Here is a 15407-nt window from a genome sequence, read left to right as displayed (position 1 = left end):
GGCGAGTGCCAGTATGAAAATACCTAAAAGGTAACCGGCGAATTCTTTGGTTAATATTATTTTTACCTCATTGTAACAAGGTTATTTATAAATACCTATTATTAAAAGTTAATTGAAATATTCAATACATCAATAGTACTGTTCGTCTTAAATTAACTACCATTGGTCAAAAATTATGAAAACACTCATCGACTTAGCAGTTGGAGAAACCCTTGAACAAGCTGAATGGCTTACCATTTCACAAGACATGATTAATCAATTTGCTGAAGCTACAGGGGATTATCAATGGATACACCTTGATACTGAACGGTGTAAAAAGGAGAGCCCGTTTAAAACCACTATTGCACATGGTTTTTTAACTGCGTCAGTTATGCCCAAAGCGTTTGAAGGTGTACTCGCACCATCAGACAAAATTGCATCAACCATTAACTATGGTATTGACTCATTACGTTTTTTAGAGCCTGTAAAATCAGGCGATGCGATAAAATATCACTTCAAGTTGGTAGAAGTCGTTAATAAGCCTGCGGGGAAACTATTTAAAATGGAATCAAGCTGCGTGCTAGCCTCGTCAGGCAAACCTGCACTGGTAGGAACGTTTCTGATGCTGGCAGTAATGCAACCTAGCTAGTGAGCAATTAGCGCTGAGTATTCTATATGTTGTACTCTGCATTCTACCGGCTAGGAGGCTCGTTTGCGTTGTTGGGGATGTTGGTAGTTTGAACATCAATACGCGGGCTCTCTTGGTCGGTATTAATGGCCCGTATTGGGTAGGGAATAATAATACCTTCTGCGGCATAGCGCTTATGTAATGCCTTGATAAATGCCGATTTAATAAAGAACCGATGGAAGTACTCTTTTGCTCTTAACATCACTGTGAAATTGATGCTGGAATTATCAAAGGTGTGGTACACCACAAAGGTATCGTAATCGCCTACTCCCCATTCGTGAGAAACCAATATTTCTTTGGCGACCTCAAGGGTAACCCTCTCTACGTGCTCAAGGTCAGAGTTATAATGCACACCTACATCAACCGGTACTGATAACTCTTTACTCGGGTAGAAATAGTTAATTATTTTTGATTCAGCTAATACACTATTTGGCACAATAATGGTGTTATTGGGTAGCATCTTTATCCACGTTGAGCGCCAACCAATACGTTCTACAAAACCTTGTTCTTTACTCTCTAATTCGATGAAGTCGCCAACTCTAATAGGCTTGTCCATGACCAGTTGAACCCCTGAAAAGAAGTTTTCCAAGGTGGGTTGAAGGGCAAGGGCAACAGCCAGTGACGTAATACCTAACGACGCAACAATGGGCGTAATTGAAATCCCTAATGTACCCAACATAATCAATAGGCCAATACCCACGATAAGACCTTTCACAATGCCTTTAATTATGCCCGTGCTACTTCGAAGAGAATCTGAGCGCTGTGTTTGGTTGGCAAGTAACCCCACGGCAAAACGATTTAAGAAAAGAATAGCGGCAATGATCAGCAATAATTTAGAGGCAAGCGATATTGAGCTGGCATAGGACGCATTCACAATATCGTACTTGTCGAACAGCCAATTTAAAATCCAAATATCGATAACAAAAATAAGGATAGTGAGCGGCAGGTTTAACGAGTGGGCTAGCAAAGAGTCATAGAAATGTGAAGTACGGTCGGTAAGCAGCAAAAACTTGCGCAAAAAGATGCGCTTAAGTAAGAACATGAATAGGTTAGCAAGTATCACAGTAACGGTGATAACTAATTCAGGCACTAACATTAAACCTGCGAAGTTAACTTCTGGCATGGCTTTCCCTTGACCAATAACATATGGATACACAATTAAGCCATTCATACTAAGGGCGTTTTAGAACCTCAGTGTGAATACAAACACTACTATGTGCAGCAATTAACGTTCCAGCCAAATTCACACAAAAGAATCTAGAGGGCATTAACGCTAAAAAGGGGGAGTCATTTTCCCCTGGAGCGTTTCAACACGGGCGATAGCAGTAGGTGGCGGACGGAAGCAGAAGATGCATGAAAAGGGAAGTCGCTTGCTTCAATGCTAAACGAGTGCATTAAATTTGTGCAAAGCAATAAGGATTTACTATTTAATCAAGCGAGTTAAATACTTGTCAGGTACCAAACTTATAAAAAACTAACGTAACCGGTAATCAGAATTGCCTATTTTTATACGCATGTTCTAAAGGTTGTTTAAAAAGACATACCAATAGCGATACCGGCAACAACAGCGCTTTTGTGATTTCGATGATAGTCATAGTGCAGTTGGGGCGAAACACTAACACCAGATACCTCAAACTCATATAAAAAGCCCAATCGGACAACTTCCATTTTATGGCTACCGTGGAACTCTACCCCAGGACCAATCTGTGCGATAAAATTCGTAGTAATGTGTAGATCCGCAACCAGCAAATATGTGTAGGCGTCTAAATCTTCGAATGCGTATTCGGCCACAAAGCCAAGCCCTAAAAAGTCGGTAACACGATATTCGTAATCAATACCTACGGTGAACGCGTTTCCACATTCTTTTGTATATGTTGTGCCTACTAGAGCGGAAAAATGATGAGGGGACGTTTGCCAATGATGAGCCTTTCCTTTTGCAGCAACGGAGGGGGCAAACGCCAAGGTTGTAATCAATCCTATCGCTATTTGTGCTCGCATGATGTGCTCACTTACTTTTATAGTGAATACCTAGAAAGACCTCTTCTAGCACTCTCTACAGCGTAGGCACGATATTCACACCTCACCAATGAACTTTAGTTGAAGTGCGCAAGCGACGGCTAAATAAGACATTCCACTTTGTTCACTTAAATAGGTAAACTCTTATGCAGGGATATCGGCTTAAAGTAATTGAAAGCTACTGTAGAGGCCATTGTTAGTTAATTAAAAGGAGCACTGCGATGTATAACGAAAGAGAAGTAACCAAGTTTATAGAGGCATGCACTACTCAGCTCGTAAATTTATACACGGCAAGTAAAGAGGGAAAAAACGTAGATGCCGATAAATACCGAGTGCAAGGGTTTATGCACGCAGGCGAACTACTTGGCGTAATAAGTAAAAAGCAAGGGCAGGCGCTTATCGCTGACTTACACTTTCAGGTTTTTGGTGAAACCATTGACGAGAGAGCGAGAAGAAAGAATAAACTGGAAGCATTAAAGGAATCTGATCCAGATGCCTATATTGAAATTCCCGCGATAGAAAGACGTTAACTGGTGTTAAGCAAATATATTTAAGGCCACTGTTGTAAGCCACGACTATAGAAGTCTACAGCGTGGCTTAACCAGAACAACAAAGTGATAAATTAATTAGTTGCGTCTTCAGCACCTTCTTCAATGGCTTCGCCAGCGCTTTGTATATCTTCCCCTGCACCTTCTACAGTAGCGCATCCATTTACACCTACCACAGCAGATGAAAACAATAGCGCGGTGAAACTACCTCTAAGTAATTTCGACTTTAAAAATGACGACAAAACTGACCTTTTCATGACATGTCTCCTGATATTAATAATTAACGTTATTTAGTTTCTTTACTCATCACTCGCTTCGCTATCCCCATTTACTTGATCGCCAGAATTGCGCGTTGGGGATGATTCGGTGCCTGAAGTGGTCTCTTTCTTTTCAAGCATACTGTTAAGCTTATCGCTTCCCTTGGAATTAAAATCCAACGTACGAATAGGGAAGGGAATTAAGATGTCGTTTTCTTCTAATACACGTTTAACAGTACATATAGCTTCGTGGCGCACCACCATAAAGCCAGGGTCGCCTGGGTAACGTATCCAAAACCATAGCAATAGATTGATACTTGAATCACCGAATGACGCAGCGTAAACCGCAGTTTCGTCTTTCTTTATTACGTAGTCTTTTTCATTCATTGCGTCGGTAATGACTTCGGCGGCTTTTTCAATGTCATCGGCGTAGGAAATGCCCACGGGAACCTCAATACGCCTAATACCTTCAACTGAATAGTTAGTTAAAATATTTCTAAATAGAATTTTATTGGGAATGATTTCACGTTGCCCGTAAAAAGTAGCGACTAAGGTGTTTCGCAGGTTAATTTCCTCTACCGTTCCGAAAACGCCTTCAGCTTCAACCACATCACCAATTTCGAAGGGTTTACGTATACCCATCGCAATCCCTGCAATGAGGTTTTCTGTCATATCTTGAAATGCAAAACCAATGGCTAAACCTACAATACCCGCACCAGCAAGCAGTGATGTGACCGTGCCCTTGAGGCCAACAAAATCCAGCGCAATGAAAATACCGAAAACAATAATGAGTGACTTGATGATAGAGGTAAGTAATTTAGCGATTTGACGAGATTCGAATGCTCTGCGCATTACCTTTCCAACAATATTCCCTACCACTTTTGCCAGTATTCCGAAAACAATAGCGATTAATATAGCGACTACAAAGTTGGGTAGGTGCTTAATTCCGCTCTCGATCCAACCCTCTAGCTTCTGGTTGATCAGTTGGTAAAAGTCGTCAATATTCGGAAAATCCATAAAATTCTTTTATTTTCTAACAATATGACAGTGACTATTCAAGAATTATTCCGTCGTTAAATGTTGTTATGCTGCTGTTTTTGTTAGTGAAAATAAATTTCGGACTGGTATGGATACAAAAGTGATAAGAAAAAAATACAAGGGTGAGAAATAACTACGCAATAACTAAATGAATTTTCATAGAGGCTAGACAAAAGTTACAGTGGTCTGACCATGTGTAAAATTAATGTAAATATATTATTCACAATAAATTTACAAAGCATGTATTGACGCTTAACATCAATATTGCAGGTCAAAGATTGTTCATTGACCTTTCACAATAACAATGAGAAATCGTCCAGCCTGTTGCTAGCGGAAAGTGTGGGTTTTACCGGTAGTGATGCGCCCAGATTTGGAATCACACTATGAAATTTAAAACGCGTAAGACTGCAGTAGCTGCCTTAGTCAGCTCTGCCTTATTTTGTTCTCCTTTTTTAGCGAATGCGCAAGATGCTAACGAAGAAGTTGAAGCTGAATCTAAAAATAAAAAAGATGTAGAGTTAATTCTTGTTACAGGGAGCTTTGTTCGTCGCAGTGAGAACTTTGAGTCACCATCACCCTTAGCGGTAGTAGACAGCGTAGCTATCGATTCAATAGGTGCAAAAAATATTGCGGATATTACGCAAACATTAACAATTAATACTGGCGCAGAGAATAACCCTGATGCCTTTACGCAAAATGCCACCGCAGGTACCTCAAATATTAACCTTCGCGGGTTAGGGGTTGCTTCTACCTTGGTACTATTAAATAACAAACGCCAAGTCGTTACTGCTCAGCCTACAAACGAGGGTTTAAATTTCGTTGATACAAGTTCACTCGTGCCTATGATTGCCATTGATAGAATGGAAGTCGTAAAAGACGGTGCATCGGCCTTATACGGTTCAGATGCGGTTGCAGGGGTGGTTAACTTCATTACTAAACGCAATTACGATGGTGCGATGGTCAGTGTTGATTATCAAGACGGTGCCCATGGTGATAACAAAGAATATATATTTCAAGGTTTATGGGGCGCTACAGGCGACAATGGTAGTGTGCTAGCTGCCATCAGCTACACGAACCGTTCACCGTTATTTTTAAGTGACCGACGTTTAAGTCGCCCTCAAGATGACACTAGTGCGTTAGGTAACCCAGCATCTTATTTTGTAACTATTCCAGGCGCTGGAACATTACCTATAATCGACCCTTATGGGTGTGAGGAATTTGGTGGTGCACCTAATTTACTTGCTCCCAGTGGAACGATTCCAGGCTTAGAAGTTGGTTTCTGCGGCTTCGATTTTGGTAAGTTCTATTCCTATGTTGCAGATGAAAGTCGAATAAATTCCTATGTAAGAGCAGACTATGAGTTTGACAATGATATTACATGGACAGCCGAGCTCAGCATGGCGCGTAACCGCGCCGAACGTGGCGGGGCGCCAAGTTTCCCGATTCTAACATCACCGATTGTTCCTGATTATCACCCACAAAACCCATTCGGTCAGTCTGTCGCCTTCTTTGGCCGCGCTGAAGGAAATGGATTCGATGGTGATCCAGCCAACACAGAATCAGATACTTTTAGATTCAGCACTAATTTACAAGGTGTGACTGACAGCGGTTTCTGGGAGGTGAGCTATACCCGTGCAGTGAATGATTTCTTATTCAAAGTGCCTGATGTATTAAACACTGAGTTCCAGCTAGCGTTGTACGGTTTGGGTGGCTCGGCATGTGATCCTATCGCGGGAACACCAGGCGAAGGTAATTGTGAATTCTTCAATCCTTTTGCTACTTCCTATACGTCAGCGCCCAACTCAGACTACGTGGTAGATTCGTTCACGGGCACAGAAATCATAGATTCAAAAGCTGATCTTGAAGTGTTCGAAGCGTTTACTTCATTTGATATCTTTGAAATGAGTAGTGGTTTTGCCGCACTAGCAGTAGGTGTGCAATATCGCGAAGAACAGTTAAGCCAAGATTATGATGATTTGGCTAACCAAGACAGTTTCACCTTCGTTATTGGTAATCCAGATATTGATGGAAGCCAAGATGTATGGGCTGCCTTTGGTGAACTTGCTTTACCATTAAGCGAAGACTTAGATGTGCAACTCGCCGTTCGATATGAAGATTACGGCGGTAGCATAGGTAGTACAGTGGACCCTAAACTCGCAGTGTCCTATCGCGCTACCGATGAGTTTTCACTGCGGGGCTCCGTGTCTACGTCGTTTAGAGCACCTACTGTGTTCTTAGCGCAAGGTGGCGCTACGTCATTGCAGCAACTTATTGACCCAGTGCAAGGTGCTACGGCGTTTGTTGCGGTAAGAACCTCAGGTAACGAAAATCTAAAACCGGAAGAATCTACTGCATATAATATTGGTTTTTCATACGAGCCTTTCCGCGATTTCTCTGTAGAGGTTGATTATTGGAACTTCAAGTTTGAAGATTTGATTATTCAAGAAAACGCACAAGCAGTGTTGAACTTAGATCCAACTGATACCGATCGCATTATTCGTGCTGGCGACCCGTTAAACGGCCCTGTGTTACAGGTTAACAATACCTACGTTAATGCAAGTGAGATGGAAACATCAGGTATTGATTTCGTCACTAGTTATAAAATTGATACTGGCGTGGGTAGCTTTACACCAACCCTAAACGCCACTTACATCACAAAGTATGACTTAAATGATCCTCAAGCTGAAAATATTGACGGGGCAGGCCGCAGGAACTTCAACAATATCGGGGTATCTTCACCGGAACTAAGAATGAACTTTGGTCTTGCATGGAAAAATGACATTCATGCAGCAAACTTATTCGTTCGTTACATCTCATCTTATGACGATGATCAAAACTGTTCTGATGGGACTGCAAATATCGGTGGATGCGCTGATGGTTTCTATGAAGTAGACAGCCATGTCACAGTAGATGCTCAGTACAATATCGACTTAGGCTCACTGTTTGAGACGGAACAAAGTTATGTTGTCACCGTAGGCGGATTGAACTTGTTTGATGAAGATCCCCCTCAGTTGTTTACTAATAGCGGTTTTGATTCAAAAGTGCATGACCCCCGTGGGCGTCAAATATATGCACGGTTAGCGGTAGAGTTTTAAAACTTAACTTTCTTAACCCACAAAATCCTAGCGGCCTATGTTGAGTGTTCATGAAAATGCGCATTCTCATAGGTCGCTTTTTTATGTAAAGATTTCTCGCCAACATTAGTATTTTTTACTTCCACACTTTCTTATCTAAAAAGCTGAATTCATAAAGCGTATTGTTTACATTGTTTACTTCAAGTGAAGGAGGGCTATATGAGTACGCTACTAACCCGTGAAGAAATTCAAGTAAACCTCGAAACCTTAAATGAAGGTCTAGAGGAAAATGAACGGTGGGCATTGAACGACAATGCTATTGAGAAGACATTTACCTTTAAAAGTTTCATTCGTGCATTTGGTTGGATGTCACAAATTGCTATTTGGGCAGAGAAATTAAAACATCATCCGGAATGGTTTAATGTTTATAACCGGGTTGAAGTGAAATTAACGACTCATGATGTGGGTGGTTTAAGCGAATTAGATTTTAAACTGGCAACAAAAATGGAAAGCTTTAAACCCTAAACGTTTAATTTTTAACCTTGAATTGCTTGGCGATTAAGCATAACGATTAATAATAAAGCGTTCAGTCAGAAAAGTGAAATAATTAAGTAATAAGTCCTTGTGTTACAAAAGTGCGTATGTATAATACGCCCCACGTTGAAGGGAGACATCAAACACCTCAAACCAACAACGTTATTTTCTGGCGCGGGATGGAGCAGTCTGGTAGCTCGTCGGGCTCATAACCCGAAGGTCGTAGGTTCAAATCCTGCTCCCGCAACCACATTATAACCCTGGCTTATGCCGGGGTTTTTTGTATCTGTAAATCTATTTTTACCCATTCTTTATATTCTCGATATTAGCCTCTTTACCAATAACACTTAATTCGACATGTTAGTGTGATTGCGCAAATGTCATATTGGCGCTTTCTTATACCCCGTATACCTGGTCGTTAAAATCATGCAAATGGTAATGCCTTCCAACACCTATTGGTTAATTTAATTGGTAATGCTTATTTAATTAGCGTGCATAAGATGGTAAAAGTATTAAACAGTAAAAAAGGGAAAAATATACTGCATGTATATTTGTAAGTTCCTAAATCACTTATGCTTTTAAATGCGCTGATGGGTAGTATGATTCAACAATTTTTCATGATAGAGCAAGAAGTCACTTTGCTCGACGGACAATATGACTTTGGCTTAGTAGCACTGTCATTAATGATTGCCATCTTTGCGTCGTTTATGGCATTTAACGTTGCTACTCAGGCGGCGACTTCCACCAATAAATTCAGAAAATATGCATTACTTAGTGCAGGCAGTTTTGCTTTGGGCGGCGGAATTTGGGCCATGCACTTTTTAGGTATGCTCGCCTTTGAACTATGTACCGCCGTTTCCTACAACGTAGGGATAACCTTAGCGTCTGCCTTACCGGGTATAGCGGCGGCCTGGGTCGCGCTCTATCTTATGACAAGGTCAACTATTTCGTTCACTGAAATATTAATTGGTGGCGTTTTAGTTGGCTCAGGTATCGGCACAATGCATTACAGTGGCATGGCGGCCATGGAAATGTCGCCTTTGCTTCGTTATAACCCTTCATTATTTTTATTGTCTATTGTTGTTGCGGTATGCCTGGCCATGCTGGCACTTTGGATCAAATTCGGTCTAACCGCTGTAGGGACAAAAAAGTCGAGCTTGGGAAGGGATGCGTTTATTTCGAGCGTTGTCATGGGGCTTGCTATAGCTGGCATGCATTACACTGGAATGTCAGCCGCTAGGTTTGTCATGCCGCCAGGTATGGAGTTTTCTTCCCAACCCTCTGAAATATCAATTTACTTGGCACTTACCATCGCCATGGTAACGGTTACACTTATTGCGCTGGTGCTGGGTATTACCCTGTTGTTCAAGTACAAAGATGTGAGTTTCCGTGCTATCGAAAGCGAAAAAATTCAGCGAGCTATTACAGATATTGCCGTAGATGGCATTATTACGGTAGACAGTAAAGGCATCATCAAAACGGCTAACCCTGCAGTCACCGCGGTGACAGGCTATACGCCGGAAGAGCTCATTGGACAACACGGGGCAATACTGGCCCCAGCCGATAAAAAATCAATATACGACAGAGATTTTTTCGAACAAAAATCAGTGCCGACTGAACAAATAATTGGTACTAGCCGAGAGGTGGTCATCGTCGGTAAAAGTGGAGAGATCGTTCCTGTTCGTGTTGGGATTGGTTATACCAAACTAGATGGTAACGCCTTGTTCGTTGGTTTTTTTTCCGATTTAAGAAAACGCAAAGCAATGGAAGATGCGTTGCGTGAGAGTGAAGCTAAATTCAGAAGTTTCATTTCTAATATTCCAGGTATCGCATACCGGTGCTTGAATGAGCCTGATTGGCCCATGGTATTTATCAGCGACGCAGTGTGTGAAATAACGGGATATACCGCTGATGACTTTATTCTACCCAACCCTAAAATAACGTTTGGTTCCCTTTGTCACCCTGATGATATGGAGCGAATAGAAGAGGAAGTAGCTGGTCAAAAAGACTTTAGTATCGAGTACCGCATCTTTAATAAAGCGGGTGATATTAGATGGGTGACCGAACACGGTGTTCATGTGCTTGATGAGAAAGGCAACACCATTTACTTAGATGGCTTTATTTCTGATATTACCGCCCGAAGGGAAATGGAAGAGGAACTTAAAGCGGCAAAAGAAAAAGCAGAGCAGGCTGCGGCAGCTCGCACGAACTTTCTTGCTAATATGAGCCATGAAATAAGAACCCCAATGAATGCCATTATCGGGTTCAGCGACTTAATGCTTGCTGAAAAAATGCCGCCAGAACAGCATAGCCATCTTACCACGGTAAATCGCTCTGCACGTTCACTGCTACATCTATTAAACGATATTCTAGATAGCGCAAAGTTAGACAAAGGCAAACTCGATTTAGAGTATCGCGACTTCATCATTCGCGAAGAAGTCGATACGGTGGTGTCGACATTTTGGCTAGAAGCCAAACGCAAAACAATCTCCTTAGAAGTACAGGTGGGAAGTGAAGTTCGCGAGGCCTACCATGGTGTTCCTGAGCGTATCAGGCAGGTGCTAAATAACTTAATTGGTAATGCCGTTAAATTTACTGGTGATGGAAGTGTGGTTTTAGACGTATCCAGCGATAGCTCATTTGTTTACTTTAAAGTAAAAGACTCGGGCATTGGCATGAATAGTGAGCAGGTAACTCGTGTATTCGACGCTTTCGCTCAAGCTGACGCCTCAATGAGCAGAAAATATGGCGGAACTGGGTTAGGCACTACCATATCTAAACAACTTGTTGAGTTGATGGGCGGAAACATATGTGCGCAAAGCGAACTCGGTGTAGGTAGCACCTTTACCTTCCGCTTGCCGTTAGTACCTGCAATTGCCCCTAGGGTAGTGGAAGAGGGCAAGCCCGCCCAATTGCCACCAATGCATATTCTTATCGTAGACGATATTGCGCAAAATATAGATTTGTTGTCTTTGTTATTAACTCGCTCTGGTCATACCGTTGAGGTAGCAAGAGATGGTCAAGAAGCGCTGTTGAAAATGAATATACCCGGTATCGAACTGGTGCTAATGGATTTACAGATGCCTGTATTAGATGGCTTGGAAGCATCGATGCAAAGACGAAAATACGAAGCTGAGCATAGCCTACCTCCAATGCCAATTATTGCGTTAACAGCCAGTGTATTAGTGCAGGATAGACATGCCGCCACCGATGCGGGAATGGACGGATTTGCTAATAAGCCTATCGATTACCCCGTGCTTACCCGAGAAATGGCACGCGTACTGGGCAAAGAAATTGATGAATCAGCCACATTAATTGTTAATGATGACAAGTCGGAGAAACCAAAATCAAGCAAAGTGGTTAACCTAAATCGAGCCATTATGCTCTGGGGTGATGCGCAAACTCATCGTAATGAAGTGGCGAGATTTACCCGCGAAAACGAAGCTAAAATTGCGCAAATAACGACTGCTATTCTCGATGACGATGCATCAAAAACAGCATCATTGGCCCACAGCATTAAAGGGGTTGCCGGAAACTTGTGTTTGGACCCTTTGATGTCGGTATGCCGTGATATTGAGAAAAATGCACAGGCTGGTGAATTAGACATTTCCACAGTACAATTGCTTAAAAAATCATTCAACGAAGTGATAACATGGCTACAAGGCACTACTGAGACTCAAACGGTGCAAGTTAAGCAAGACGTCGACTACGCTGTGTTGTTAGCGCACCTCGTTAAATTAAAGCAAAGTGTTGAGCAAAACATGCTTGATGAAGATGAATTACAAGAAGTTAAGACGCTTGCTGGTGGCGAATACAAAGACACCATAGCCTCCATTATCATGGATATTGATGATTTTGAGTTCGAACGTGCCACAGTGCAGCTCGTCGAGCTAATTGATACTTTGGCCAGAGAGACTAAAACGCAATAATGCTTAAAACTATTGAAAAACCTACCTTGTTGGTCGTCGATGACGAGCCCGTAAATTTAAGAGTCTTAAAGCAACTGTTAGCCGCAGATTACCAACTGATTTTTGCCAAAAACGGTGAAGAGGCGATTAGAATAACGTCGCAACGACAACCCCAACTTATTCTGTTAGATATCATGATGCCAGGGCTAACAGGGTTCGAGGTATGTAGAATATTAAAAGGCCGAGATGACACACGTCATATTCCCGTTATATTTGTAACCGCGTTAAATGATGAGCACGATGAAGCGGAAGGTTTTGAAGTAGGCGCAGTAGACTATATTACTAAACCCATTTCACCACCGGTAGTAAAAGCCAGAGTGAAAACCCATTTATCGTTAGTGCAGTCTGACGAATTAATGCGCACTCGATTGCAAGTGGTGCAGCGCTTAGGCCGCGCGGCTGAATATAAAGACAACGAAACCGGTATGCACGTATTGCGCATGAGCCATTATTCGAAAGAGTTGGCGTTAGCATACGGGTTTAGTGATGAACAAGCTGAAATATTGCTGCACGCTGCGCCAATGCACGATATTGGTAAAATCGGTATTTCTGATAGCATCATGTTGAAGCCAGGTAAATTGACAGACGAAGAGTTTGCAATCATGAAGACACACCCTGAAATTGGTGCCGAAATTTTAGGGGAGTGCGATTCCGCGTTATTAGTGATAGCTAAGTCAGTGTCACTTACCCACCACGAAAAATGGGATGGTAGTGGATATCCCAACGGGCTAGTAGGTGAAGATATTCCTATAGAGGGAAGGATATGTGCCGTGGCTGATGTGTTCGATGCGCTTACCAGTAAACGGCCTTACAAAGAGCCGTGGAGCGTAGAAAAAACACTCGCGTTTATGGAGAGCCAGAAGGGTAAGCATTTTGATCCGGCACTCATTGATTTGCTGATGTTAAAATTGCCTCAGATACTAGAAATAAAAGAAAAGTGGAAAGACGAGGACTAATCATCTTGTATTGTCAAACATGGTCTAACAACTAATACTCGAGTGCTGTTGCTTAATGTGGCACCAATCAGTATAATACACTCATTAAGTGATGGTAGCGGGCTCCCTCAGTGTTAAGGAAAGTAACGCTTCCATTATTAGCAAACTATCACCTACCGGTGTTTTTTACCCATGTGTTTGCATTTGTCTTTGTGACAGATATGGGTTCAGAATTTTAATAAAAGCCCCGCTAGTCCGGGGCTTTTTGTTGTATTAGACCCTGGAGTCAGCCTAGCTGAGCTAGGTGATGACAGGTGGGCTTAAGGCCCTTTTTTCGTTTTTGGAGGTTTGCATTGGCAAAACTTGAAGAGAAACTAACCGAAATGCTCAACCCTGGTGTAGAAGCTTTAGGGTTTGAATTGGTTGGGATCGAATTTGTACGAGCGGGGAAACATTCAATTCTTCGCGTTTTTATTGATCATGAAAACGGTATCTCCGTAGATAATTGTGCAGATGTAAGTCATCAAGTGAGTGCAATTTTGGATGTTGAAGATCCAATTAGCACAGAATACAACCTTGAAGTATCTTCACCGGGTATGGATAGACCGCTTTTCAAAGAAAAGCATTATGTTGATTCTGTAGGTGAAGTTGTTCAGGTTCGTTTATCAATGCCGATGGACGACAGACGTAATTTTAAAGGCAAGGTATTGGCATGCGACAATGGCGTAGTCAGTATTGAAGTGGATGGCCAGCAGTTCCAGTTAGCTGTGGCGAATATCGAAAAAGGTAACGTTGTTCCCACATTCGAATAACGGAACAGCAATGCTTTCATCGACGAAAGCTTGAGTGAGGCTAAAATGAATAAAGAAATTTTGTTAGTGGCGGAAGCCGTTTCAAATGAAAAACAAGTGCCTAGAGAGAAGATTTTTGAAGCGCTGGAATTTGCAATTGCCAGTGCCACCAAAAAGAAAAACGAAGGCGATATCGAAGTTCGAGTAAGTATCGACAGAACCTCTGGCGACTTCGACACATTCCGTCGTTGGTTAATTATTCCTGATGACCAGGAACAAGAAAACCCATTCGCAGAAATTACCCTTTCTGCTGCGCAAGTAGAAGAGCCTGAGCTTCAATTAGGCGATTATGTTGAAGATCAGATTGAATCTATCAAATTTGACCGCATAACTACGCAGACCGCGAAACAAGTTATCGTACAGAAAGTACGTGAAGCTGAACGCGCGCAGATGATTGCGGAATACGAAGATAAAGTCGGCGAGTTGGTCACCGGTACGGTTAAGAAAGTAAACCGCGACAACATTATCATCGATTTAGGGAATAACGCTGAAGGTGTTATCTACCGTGACGATATGCTTCCTCGCGAAACATTCAGACCAGGCGACCGTGTTCGTGGTTTACTTTATGTAATCCGCCCTGAAGCACGTGGCGCTCAATTGTTTATCAGCCGTACTCATCCTGACATGCTTGTAGAGCTATTCAGACTTGAAGTACCAGAAATTGCTGAAGAAACACTAGAAATTAAAGCGGCGGCCCGTGATCCGGGTTCCCGTGCAAAAATTGCCGTTAAAACTAACGACAAACGCTTAGATCCAGTTGGTGCATGTGTGGGTATGCGTGGTTCACGTGTACAAGCAGTATCGGGCGAACTGGGTGGTGAGCGTGTTGATATCGTATTGTGGGATGAAAACTCAGCACAATTTGTTATTAACGCCATGGCCCCTGCAGAAGTTGCCTCTATTGTTGTGGACGAAGACAGCCACATGATGGATGTAGCGGTAGAAGCTGACAACCTTGCTCAGGCAATCGGTCGTAGCGGTCAAAACGTTCGCCTTGCTAGCCAGTTAACTGGTTGGGAACTGAACGTGATGACAGTAGAAGATCTGAACAAGAAACATGAAGAAGAAAACGCGAAGGTGTTGAACATCTTTACCGCTGGCTTAGATGTAGACGAAGAGTTTGCTGCTATGTTGGTTGATGAAGGTTTCACTACATTGGAAGAAGTGGCATACGTGCCAGCAAGCGAGCTTCTTGCCATTGACGGACTTGATGAAGATACCGTTGAAGAATTGCGTAATCGTGCACGTGCATTCCTTACGACCCGTGCATTAGCAAACGAAGAATCGCTTGAAGGCGCAGAGCCTACCGAAGCCTTACTAGGCCTTGAAGGAATGAGTAAGCACGTGGCCTATGTGTTGGCCAGCCGCGGCATTACCGACCTTGAAGAACTGGCCGAGCAAGGCACAGATGAAATTAGTGATATTGATGAACTAGACGAAGCTACTGCGGGTGCGCTAATTATGGCAGCACGTAATATCGTTTGGTTCAATGAAGAGTAAAGGTCAACAGGGGGAATAA

General features: G+C 42.5%; 12 protein-coding genes and 1 tRNA gene. 9 read left to right on the top strand and 4 right to left on the bottom strand.

Features of this window, described 5'->3' with window-relative positions; all coding sequences use genetic code 11:
• Window positions 1-175: 175 nt before the first annotated feature.
• Window positions 176-628 (top strand): MaoC family dehydratase, encoded by a 453-nt coding sequence (locus tag KYS23_RS15720; RefSeq protein ID WP_159529857.1) that lies wholly within the window; start codon window positions 176-178, stop codon window positions 626-628.
• 43 nt (window positions 629-671) lie between these two features.
• On the opposite strand, the gene KYS23_RS15715 is transcribed toward KYS23_RS15720, so the two are convergent.
• Together KYS23_RS15715 and KYS23_RS15710 are read right to left on the bottom strand one after the other, a co-directional pair.
• Window positions 672-1790 (bottom strand): mechanosensitive ion channel family protein, encoded by a 1119-nt coding sequence (locus KYS23_RS15715; RefSeq protein ID WP_201299242.1) that lies wholly within the window; start codon window positions 1788-1790, stop codon window positions 672-674.
• Window positions 1791-2197: 407 nt separating this feature from the next.
• Window positions 2198-2665 carry a hypothetical protein gene (locus KYS23_RS15710; protein WP_159529859.1) on the bottom strand — a complete coding sequence of 156 codons (468 nt, stop codon included), beginning with the start codon at window positions 2663-2665 and terminating at the stop codon, window positions 2198-2200.
• 239 nt (window positions 2666-2904) lie between these two features.
• Between KYS23_RS15710 and KYS23_RS15705 the strand changes: the two genes are divergently transcribed.
• Window positions 2905-3213: a hypothetical protein gene (locus tag KYS23_RS15705; RefSeq protein WP_159529861.1), complete on the top strand. Its 309-nt coding sequence runs from the start codon at window positions 2905-2907 to the stop codon at window positions 3211-3213.
• 92 nt (window positions 3214-3305) lie between these two features.
• Here KYS23_RS15705 and KYS23_RS15700 read toward each other — a convergent pair whose 3' ends face one another.
• Window positions 3306-3488, bottom strand: coding sequence for an entericidin A/B family lipoprotein (locus KYS23_RS15700; RefSeq protein WP_218419327.1), 183 nt, complete (start codon window positions 3486-3488; stop codon window positions 3306-3308).
• A 42-nt stretch (window positions 3489-3530) separates the two neighbouring features.
• Window positions 3531-4505, bottom strand: coding sequence for a mechanosensitive ion channel family protein (locus KYS23_RS15695; RefSeq protein WP_159529863.1), 975 nt, complete (start codon window positions 4503-4505; stop codon window positions 3531-3533).
• A 404-nt stretch (window positions 4506-4909) separates the two neighbouring features.
• Between KYS23_RS15695 and KYS23_RS15690 the strand changes: the two genes are divergently transcribed.
• The 7 genes from KYS23_RS15690 to nusA all read left to right on the top strand — a co-directional run bounded on the left by KYS23_RS15690 (window position 4910) and on the right by nusA (window position 15388).
• Entirely contained in the window at window positions 4910-7621 is a 2712-nt protein-coding gene (locus tag KYS23_RS15690; protein ID WP_159529865.1) for a TonB-dependent receptor plug domain-containing protein, read from the top strand.
• A 198-nt stretch (window positions 7622-7819) separates the two neighbouring features.
• The gene (locus KYS23_RS15685; protein ID WP_159529867.1) at window positions 7820-8125 is read left to right on the top strand and encodes a 4a-hydroxytetrahydrobiopterin dehydratase; all 306 of its coding nucleotides are present in this window, start codon (window positions 7820-7822) and stop codon (window positions 8123-8125) included.
• A 182-nt stretch (window positions 8126-8307) separates the two neighbouring features.
• Window positions 8308-8384: transfer RNA gene (locus tag KYS23_RS15680), tRNA-Met, on the top strand.
• A 349-nt stretch (window positions 8385-8733) separates the two neighbouring features.
• Window positions 8734-12063 carry an MHYT domain-containing protein gene (locus KYS23_RS15675; RefSeq protein ID WP_218396333.1) on the top strand — a complete coding sequence of 1110 codons (3330 nt, stop codon included), beginning with the start codon at window positions 8734-8736 and terminating at the stop codon, window positions 12061-12063.
• Window positions 12063-13058: a response regulator gene (locus KYS23_RS15670; protein ID WP_218419325.1), complete on the top strand. Its 996-nt coding sequence runs from the start codon at window positions 12063-12065 to the stop codon at window positions 13056-13058. Before KYS23_RS15675 ends, KYS23_RS15670 begins: the two co-directional genes overlap by 1 nt.
• 332 nt (window positions 13059-13390) lie before the next feature.
• On the top strand, window positions 13391-13849 hold the full coding sequence (gene rimP / locus KYS23_RS15665) for a ribosome maturation factor RimP (protein ID WP_013783811.1): 459 nt from the start codon (window positions 13391-13393) through the stop codon (window positions 13847-13849).
• 45 nt (window positions 13850-13894) lie between these two features.
• Window positions 13895-15388 (top strand): transcription termination factor NusA, encoded by a 1494-nt coding sequence (gene nusA, locus KYS23_RS15660; RefSeq protein WP_013783812.1) that lies wholly within the window; start codon window positions 13895-13897, stop codon window positions 15386-15388.
• Window positions 15389-15407 lie beyond the last annotated feature (19 nt).

It is taken from the genome of Alteromonas lipotrueae (genome assembly GCF_019249255.1).
GTDB lineage: Bacteria > Pseudomonadota > Gammaproteobacteria > Enterobacterales > Alteromonadaceae > Alteromonas > Alteromonas lipotrueae.
Note: the sequence above shows the minus strand (reverse complement) of the source record. Positions and strands in the feature narration are given on the sequence as shown.

What these genes read in the sequence shown, in the direction of transcription:
- KYS23_RS15710 (WP_159529859.1), bottom strand. Translation starts at nt 2,665, where the DNA reads ATGCGAGCACAAATAGCGATAGGATTGATTACAACCTTGGCGTTTGCC.
- KYS23_RS15715 (WP_201299242.1), bottom strand. Translation starts at nt 1,790, where the DNA reads ATGCCAGAAGTTAACTTCGCAGGTTTAATGTTAGTGCCTGAATTAGTT.
- KYS23_RS15700 (WP_218419327.1), bottom strand. Translation starts at nt 3,488, where the DNA reads ATGAAAAGGTCAGTTTTGTCGTCATTTTTAAAGTCGAAATTACTTAGA.
- KYS23_RS15720 (WP_159529857.1), top strand. Translation starts at nt 176, where the DNA reads ATGAAAACACTCATCGACTTAGCAGTTGGAGAAACCCTTGAACAAGCT.
- nusA (WP_013783812.1), top strand. Translation starts at nt 13,895, where the DNA reads ATGAATAAAGAAATTTTGTTAGTGGCGGAAGCCGTTTCAAATGAAAAA.
- KYS23_RS15695 (WP_159529863.1), bottom strand. Translation starts at nt 4,505, where the DNA reads ATGGATTTTCCGAATATTGACGACTTTTACCAACTGATCAACCAGAAG.
- KYS23_RS15685 (WP_159529867.1), top strand. Translation starts at nt 7,820, where the DNA reads ATGAGTACGCTACTAACCCGTGAAGAAATTCAAGTAAACCTCGAAACC.
- KYS23_RS15670 (WP_218419325.1), top strand. Translation starts at nt 12,063, where the DNA reads ATGCTTAAAACTATTGAAAAACCTACCTTGTTGGTCGTCGATGACGAG.
- KYS23_RS15690 (WP_159529865.1), top strand. Translation starts at nt 4,910, where the DNA reads ATGAAATTTAAAACGCGTAAGACTGCAGTAGCTGCCTTAGTCAGCTCT.
- KYS23_RS15705 (WP_159529861.1), top strand. Translation starts at nt 2,905, where the DNA reads ATGTATAACGAAAGAGAAGTAACCAAGTTTATAGAGGCATGCACTACT.
- KYS23_RS15675 (WP_218396333.1), top strand. Translation starts at nt 8,734, where the DNA reads ATGATTCAACAATTTTTCATGATAGAGCAAGAAGTCACTTTGCTCGAC.